The organism is Brevibacterium sp. H602, from assembly GCF_051172395.1.
Lineage (GTDB): Bacteria > Actinomycetota > Actinomycetes > Actinomycetales > Brevibacteriaceae > Brevibacterium.
The window spans coordinates 172,267-178,936 of record NZ_JBPIZD010000006.1 but is presented as its reverse complement, the minus strand read 5'-3'; the positions used below and the strand labels follow the sequence as shown (position 1 = coordinate 178,936).

General features: G+C 63.1%; 7 protein-coding genes. All 7 read right to left on the bottom strand.

The window, feature by feature from the left end:
• Positions 1 to 49 precede the first annotated feature (49 nt).
• The 7 genes from ACSBQT_RS06630 to rpmB all read right to left on the bottom strand — a co-directional run bounded on the left by ACSBQT_RS06630 (position 50) and on the right by rpmB (position 6,149).
• Positions 50 to 796 (bottom strand): 3-hydroxybutyrate dehydrogenase, encoded by a 747-nt coding sequence (locus ACSBQT_RS06630; protein WP_435001173.1) that lies wholly within the window; start codon positions 794 to 796, stop codon positions 50 to 52.
• Between the two features lie 194 nt (positions 797 to 990).
• Positions 991 to 2,349, bottom strand: coding sequence for an MFS transporter (locus ACSBQT_RS06625; protein WP_410709128.1), 1,359 nt, complete (start codon positions 2,347 to 2,349; stop codon positions 991 to 993).
• A 432-nt stretch (positions 2,350 to 2,781) separates the two neighbouring features.
• Positions 2,782 to 4,839, bottom strand: coding sequence for a cytochrome c oxidase assembly protein (locus ACSBQT_RS06620; protein ID WP_410709129.1), 2,058 nt, complete (start codon positions 4,837 to 4,839; stop codon positions 2,782 to 2,784).
• 237 nt (positions 4,840 to 5,076) lie between these two features.
• Positions 5,077 to 5,364, bottom strand: coding sequence for an HU family DNA-binding protein (locus ACSBQT_RS06615; protein ID WP_025779153.1), 288 nt, complete (start codon positions 5,362 to 5,364; stop codon positions 5,077 to 5,079).
• Positions 5,365 to 5,433: 69 nt separating this feature from the next.
• Positions 5,434 to 5,739, bottom strand: a complete 306-nt coding sequence (gene rpsN, locus ACSBQT_RS06610) for a 30S ribosomal protein S14 (protein ID WP_025779151.1) — start codon at positions 5,737 to 5,739, stop codon at positions 5,434 to 5,436.
• Between the two features lie 6 nt (positions 5,740 to 5,745).
• Positions 5,746 to 5,913: a 50S ribosomal protein L33 gene (gene rpmG / locus ACSBQT_RS06605; protein ID WP_039211931.1), complete on the bottom strand. Its 168-nt coding sequence runs from the start codon at positions 5,911 to 5,913 to the stop codon at positions 5,746 to 5,748.
• Entirely contained in the window at positions 5,913 to 6,149 is a 237-nt protein-coding gene (rpmB, locus tag ACSBQT_RS06600; RefSeq protein WP_025779147.1) for a 50S ribosomal protein L28, read from the bottom strand. The genes rpmG and rpmB overlap by 1 nt, the downstream gene beginning before the upstream one ends.
• Positions 6,150 to 6,670: the final 521 nt, after the last annotated feature.

Here is a 6,670-nt window from a genome sequence, read left to right as displayed (position 1 = left end):
TGAGCCGCCGTCAGGTAGTTCTGAGAGGGGGAGCGAGATGCGGGACAGGTCAGGCGGCCACCCAGCCGCCGTCGATGCTGTGAGCGCTGCCGTTGATGACCGCGGCATGATCCCCGGCCAGGAAGGTCGCGATCGCTGCGACGTCCTCGGGCTCGGCGAGCTTGGGCACCGCGGAATGGCCGAGGAAGACCTGCTCGAGGACCTCGTCCTCGCTGATGCCGTGAGTCTTCGCCTGATCGGCGATCTGTCCCTTGACCAGCGGCGTAAGCACGTAGCCGGGGTTGATCGCATTGCACGTCACTCCGTGCGGGCCAGCTTCGAGCGCGGTCGTCTTCGTCAGTCCCATGAGACCGTGCTTGGCCGCGACGTACGCGGATTTGTTCGCCGAGGCGCGCAGACCGTGGACGGAGGAGAGGTTGATGATGCGTCCCCAGCCGCGTTCGTACATCTTCGGCAGCACCGCCTTGGTGAGCACGAACGGCGCTTCGAGCATGAGCGTATTGATCAGCCGCCAGTCCTCGAGCGGAAATTCCGTGATCGGGTGGATCCGCTGGATGCCGGCGTTGTTGACGAGGATGTCGACGTCGAGCTCGGTACCGTCCAGCGCCGAGGTGTCCGCCAGGTTGACTGCCCACGCTTCGCCGCCGATCTCCTCGGCAACGGCCTGTGCCGAGTCAGCGTCGACATCGGCGACGGTGACAGATGCTCCGGCCTGCGCGAACGATTGAGCGATCGCTTTTCCGAGCCCGGATGCTCCGCCGGTGACGAGGGCGCGTTTGCCGGTGAGGTCTCCCATGAGATGTGCCTTTCGTGGTTCGAGTCTGTGGTGCGTATCCATCTTCCACCTTGTGGAAGCCGAGGATTCATCGAGGTGGGCGCCGAGGCGGCTGCCGAGAGCAGGTCGCTCTCCGACAGGCGAGCTCGGTGCCAGGCAGAGGGGCGGTGCCCATTTTCACCGACACCGCCCCGTCACCTGGTCACCATCCGGCCTCAGTTGGCGGTGGCGACCCCGCGGCGCACCTTGTCTGCATGGTCGAGAGAGCGCAGGTCGATGCCCTTGGTCTCGCGGGTGTACATGAGAGCGATGAACGAGATGATCGCAGCGGCCAGCAGGTAGAGCGCGATCGGGATCGAGGATCCGAAGGCGTCGAGCAGCGCGGTGGCGATGATCGGCGCGAAGGATCCGGCGACGATCGCCGTGACCTGGTATCCGGTCGAGACGCCCGAGTTGCGCATGCGTGTCGGGAACATCTCGGACATGATCGCCGGCTGACCGGCATACATGAGCGCGTGGAAGACCAGGCCGATGAGCAGGGCGAGGAAGATCATGACGGCGCTGCCGGTGTCATACATCGGGAAGGCGAAGAAGCCCCACGTCGCAGTCAGGATGATGCCCACAGCGTAGGGCAGTTTGCGTCCGATGCGGTCCGTGGCGGCACCGACGATGGGAACGAGCACCGCATGGATCGCGTGCGCGCCGAGGAGGAGGCCGAGGATTTCGGCCGATTCGATCTTCACCTGCGTGGCAAGGTAGGTGATCGAGAAGGTGACCACCAGGTAGTAGTGGATGTTCTCGACGAAGCGCAGACCCATCGCGGCGAAGACCTCACGTGGGTAGCGCTTGAACACGGCCTTGACGCCGTAGTCGACGCCCTCTTCGATCTCCTCGGACTGCACCTCGTCAAAGATCGGAGCGTCGGAGACGCGGGTGCGGATGTAGTAGCCGATGAGGACGATGACGGCAGACAGCCAGAACGAAATGCGCCAACCCCACGACAGGAAGTGCTCTTCGGTGAGCGTCGCGGTGAGGATGAACAGAACTGCAGTGGCGAGCAGGTTGCCCAAGGGAACACCGGACTGCGGGAACGACGCCCAGAAGCCGCGTTCCTTGTTCGGCGCGTGCTCGGCCACGAGGAGGACAGCGCCTCCCCATTCGCCGCCGACGGCAAAGCCCTGGACGACGCGCAGCAGCACGAGCAGGATCGGGGCGAGGTATCCGATCTGGTCGAATGTCGGCAGGCAGCCCATGAGGAACGTGGCCACACCGACGAGGACGATCGAAAGCTGCAGCAGCTTCTTGCGACCGTATTTATCGCCGAAGTGACCGAAGACGATGCCGCCGACTGGCCGGGCGATGAATCCGACCGCGTAGGTGGCGAAACCGGCCAGGATCGGAGTCAGCGGATTGTCGGACGGCGGGAACAGAATGTGGTTGAACACCAGTGTGGCGGCCGAACCGTAGAGGAAGAACTCGTACCATTCGACGACCGTTCCGGCCATCGAGGCAGCGACGACCTTGCGCAGCTGTGCACGGATCGACTTCCTCTCAGCATTGCTCTGAGAACTCATGGGACTCCTTCGTTTCCACAATCCGCGTCACCATTGAATGCGCGAATCGACTTGCTCCGGCGCCGACCGGCTGACGGCTCGGGGTACTCAGACCGCATCGGTGCGGCCGGGGAACCCCTACTTCAGCGCAGTGTCTCGGGCGCTTGGATATTCCTCATCCAAAGATCAGTGTGCGCCACGTTACAGAGATTTTGGAAACGACCTGGCCATAATCCGAGAATTTTCGGTGCACATTCGTGCACAGCCGATGTGCGACAGTCAGCTGTGACTGCTTGGTGACCGCAAGGCTGATTGCAGTGCGGATGGTCATCCGCGGAGGTTCGCCGCGCGCCCGCCCAGCATCACCCGATCATCGCCGAGGCAGCCCCACCCTATCGCGGCGACACGGCCACCCGTGGGACGTGGTCCGACCCCACCGAATCGGCCTCCACCTCACCGCCGGCGCGGAGGCGCCTTCGCATCGCGTTCGGCCATCGAAGCGAGCATCGCGTTGTACGCGCGCAGCTCGGCATCGTCGGTGCGGTCTTCGCTGCGGTCGATGCGCTTGGCCTCCCGATCCGACGACTTCGCCCATTGGACGCAGACCATGATCGCGATGAACAGGGTCGGGAACTCGCCGATGCCCCATGCGATGGAACCGCCGAGCTGCTGGTCGTCGATCGCCGTGTAGCCCCATCCCGCGCCGACGTTGCCGAACCAGTCTCCGGCGATCAGCACGTTCGAGCTCATGATCGAGATGCCGAAGAAGGCGTGGAAGGCCATCGTCACCAGCAGCATCACGAGCCGCATCGGGAAGACGGGGCGCTTGACGCCCGGATCGATGCCGATGAGGGCCTGTGCGAACAGGTACCCGGCGCCGAGGAAGTGCGCGATCATCAGTTCGTGCCCGATATGAGTATCGAGCGCGTAGTACATGATTCCCGAGTAGTAGAAGACGACCAGGGAACCCGCGAAGTTCACACTCGCCACAATCGGGTGCGCGAAGAAGCGCAGGTACGGGGTATGGATGAGCCAGAGCACCCATTCGCGCAGGCCGGCGGACCCGTCCCCCCGGGCCTTCGTTCCGCGCATGAGCATGGTGATCGGTGCACCGAGCACGAGCGGCAGGGGCACCACCATGACCAGGAGCATGTGCTCGATCATGTGTGCGGAGAACTGCACCTCGCCGTAGACCCGGGGTCCGCCCGAGGTGACGTAGACGAGGAAGACCATGCCCACCAGCCAGCTGATGAGGCGCAGCACCGGCCATCTGTCGCCGCGGCGGCGGAGGTTGATGAACGCTACGACGTAGGCGATCGAGGCACCCGCTGCGATCGCGATCCACAGCGGATCCATCGACCATTCGCTGAAGTAGCGGGACAGGTTCGGCTTCGGCGGCAGCGGATCACCGGTGAGGATCTCGGCCGGGGTGGGGTCGCCCACCGGCTCCTGCGGCACGGGCGGCTGCGACCGGGCCAAGGCCACGGCCATTCCCATCGTGATTCCGAAGAGCATGAATTCGACGGTGATGAGGCGCCAGAATTCCACCGTCGCCGAGGCGGCTGTGCCCAAGCGGGAGATGACGAACTGTCGGTGCCAGAATCCGATCAGACCGAGCAGGACCGTCGCGAACGCCTTCGCGAGGATGACCTGCCCGTACGTGGTCATGAGGTCGTCGAGGCCCTGCACACGCAGGAGCGAGTTGACGATTCCGGAGAAGACGATGAGGCCGAAGGCGATGAGTGCGATCGTCGAATACCGTTCGATGATCGGCTTGAGGTTCTTCGAAGCGGCCAGACGAGTGCCCAGCAGGGCGATGACGAAGAGCCCACCGAGCCAGAGGACCGCGCCAAGGATGTGCAGACCGAGGCTGTTGACGGCCTGGGTGTGCCCGGAGGCCTCTGCGGAGTGTCCCATCAGGGCCAAGGGAAGGATCACGGCGGCGCTGAGCACTCCGGCGGCGGCGATGCCGATATGGGAGCGGGTGCCGAAGCACAGGGTCGAGGCGACTGCGATGAGGACGACGATGAGCACCCAGAGCTGCCCGTAGGCGATCTGAGTGACGAACACGCCGAGTTGGTTCGAGAAGTCGAGATAGGCCTGGGCGCCGACGGTGTCGACGAATGAGAAGACGAGCACGGCGACCGCGGACAGCGTCCACACGACCGAGGAGTATTCGGCGATCTGAATGGCCTTCGTCCACAGCGGGTCGAGAGGAACGTCGTCATCCGTGGCTTTGTGCCTGCGGGCGCGACCGCCGGCCGTGCGCGGGAGGATGAGGACGGCGAACATGAGGGCGCCGACGGTCAGCGACATCGCAATATTGAAGACGAGTTTCGCCGCAGGGAGACCGAAACGGACGACTGAGCCGGGGTCATTGAGCAGAGTCGGGTTGGCTGCTCCGGTGAAGAAGAGTGCGGCCAGACCGGCGATCGCCCCGAGGAAGACGACGATGGGGACCGTGGCACGTTGCACGAACCGTGTGATCGGCTCGAAACCTGTAGAACTCACTGCGCGCGGACCGCCCCTTCTGACATGACCCAAGGATATCGTTCGGCGTCGCCACACTGCCAACCGGGAGATCTCTTCGTGGTCGAGATCTCGGGGAGCCGCCTCGGCGAGGATGGGTTTGGACCGACGGGAAGACGATTCACCCTGTTCGAAGACACTCTGAGTCGATAGAAGACGCTCAGAGACGGCAAATGGCCCGGATCGTACGATCCGGGCCATTCGACACTGCTGCGTAGATCAGTTCGGGCTGCCAGCGGCACCCTTCAGCTTCGAACCAGCGGACAGCTTCACGGAGTAGCCGGCCTTGATCTGGATCTCTTCACCGGTCTGCGGGTTGCGACCCTTGCGAGCGGCACGCTCGGTGCGCTCAACGGAGAGCCAGCCGGGGATGGTGAGCTTTTCGCCCTTGGCCACGACGTCGGAGAAGACATCGAAGACACCATCGAGCACGTCCGAGACCTGCTTCTGGGTCAGGCCGGACTTCTCGGCAACTTCTGCAACGAGCTCACTGCGGTTCTTAGCCATAAAAGTGTCCTCCTTAGGACAAGTCGGTAGGTCACCGGTCCGTTTTTCCGATGACGAACTTCCTCGAGATTACCAGCTTGACTTGGTAACGCCGGGCAACTCGCCGTTGTGGGCCATTTCGCGGAAGCGAACTCGCGAGAGTCCGAACTTCCGGAGGTAGCCACGCGGACGGCCGTCCACCTGGTCGCGGTTGCGAACGCGAACCGGCGAAGCATCGCGGGGAAGCTTCTGCAGGGCGAGGCGTGCCTCTTCGCGCTGCTCATCGGTGGAATCGGGGTGGGTCAGCTGACGCTTGAGAGTCGCGCGGCGCTCTGCATAGCGTTCAACGATGACACGACGCTGCTTGTCTTTTGCGATCTTTGACTTCTTAGCCATGTGCGCTCAGCGCTCCTCTCGGAAATCGACGTGCTTGCGGACTACGGGATCGTACTTCTTGAGCACGATGCGGTCCGGGGTGTTGCGGCGGTTCTTGCGGGTCACGTAGGTGAACCCGGTGCCGGCCGTCGACTTGAGCTTGATGATGGGACGAACATCCTGTGCCTTAGCCATCAGAGCTTCACTCCCTTGGCGATGAGTTCGTTGACCACAGCGTCGATTCCGCGAGCGTCGATGACCTTGATGCCCTTAGCGGACAGGGTCAGCGTGACGTTGCGGCGCAGCGACGGAACGTAGTAGCGCTTTTTCTGAATGTTCGGGTTGAAGCGGCGCTTCGTGCGGCGCTTCGAGTGGGACACGTTGTGTCCGAAACCGGGGACTGCCCCGGTTACCTGGCAGGTTGCTGCCATGTCTCTCCTCCAGTTCACAAGTTACCGACTCTCGAAACAAGCCCCTGCGGGATTGCGCTTGCGCGCTCTCTCCGCTTGCTTGCGCCGATGTCGGAAGACATCAACAAATTTTCTCGACTGTCACCGTGAAAATTGTGTACGCCAAAACAGGTCTGCCCGTTCGGGCGAGATGTCTCACCAGCGCTGAAGCCGTAGCCTGTGAGAGATGGCCGAAGCTGGAGTGCAGCGGTGGGTGAGCACCATGCGTGTCCTAGCAGATCGATCGGTGACCTGGCTGCTACGACACAACAAGAATCAATCTTACTGAGATGGCGGGCCGGAGAGCAAATTCATCCCGGTTTCTGCGGTGGGGTCTTCGTCACTGGCTTCGGGCTTCCGGAGGAGCCTGTGCGGCCTCCGTCGACACCCGGAGGCACTTTCACAGCTGGGGCCAAGCCAACTCGGTGATTTCCGCAGTAGGCTTTCGTCGGCAACGCGTCCTGTCAGCGATCCTGTTGAACGACTGCTCGACTCGTGCCAAG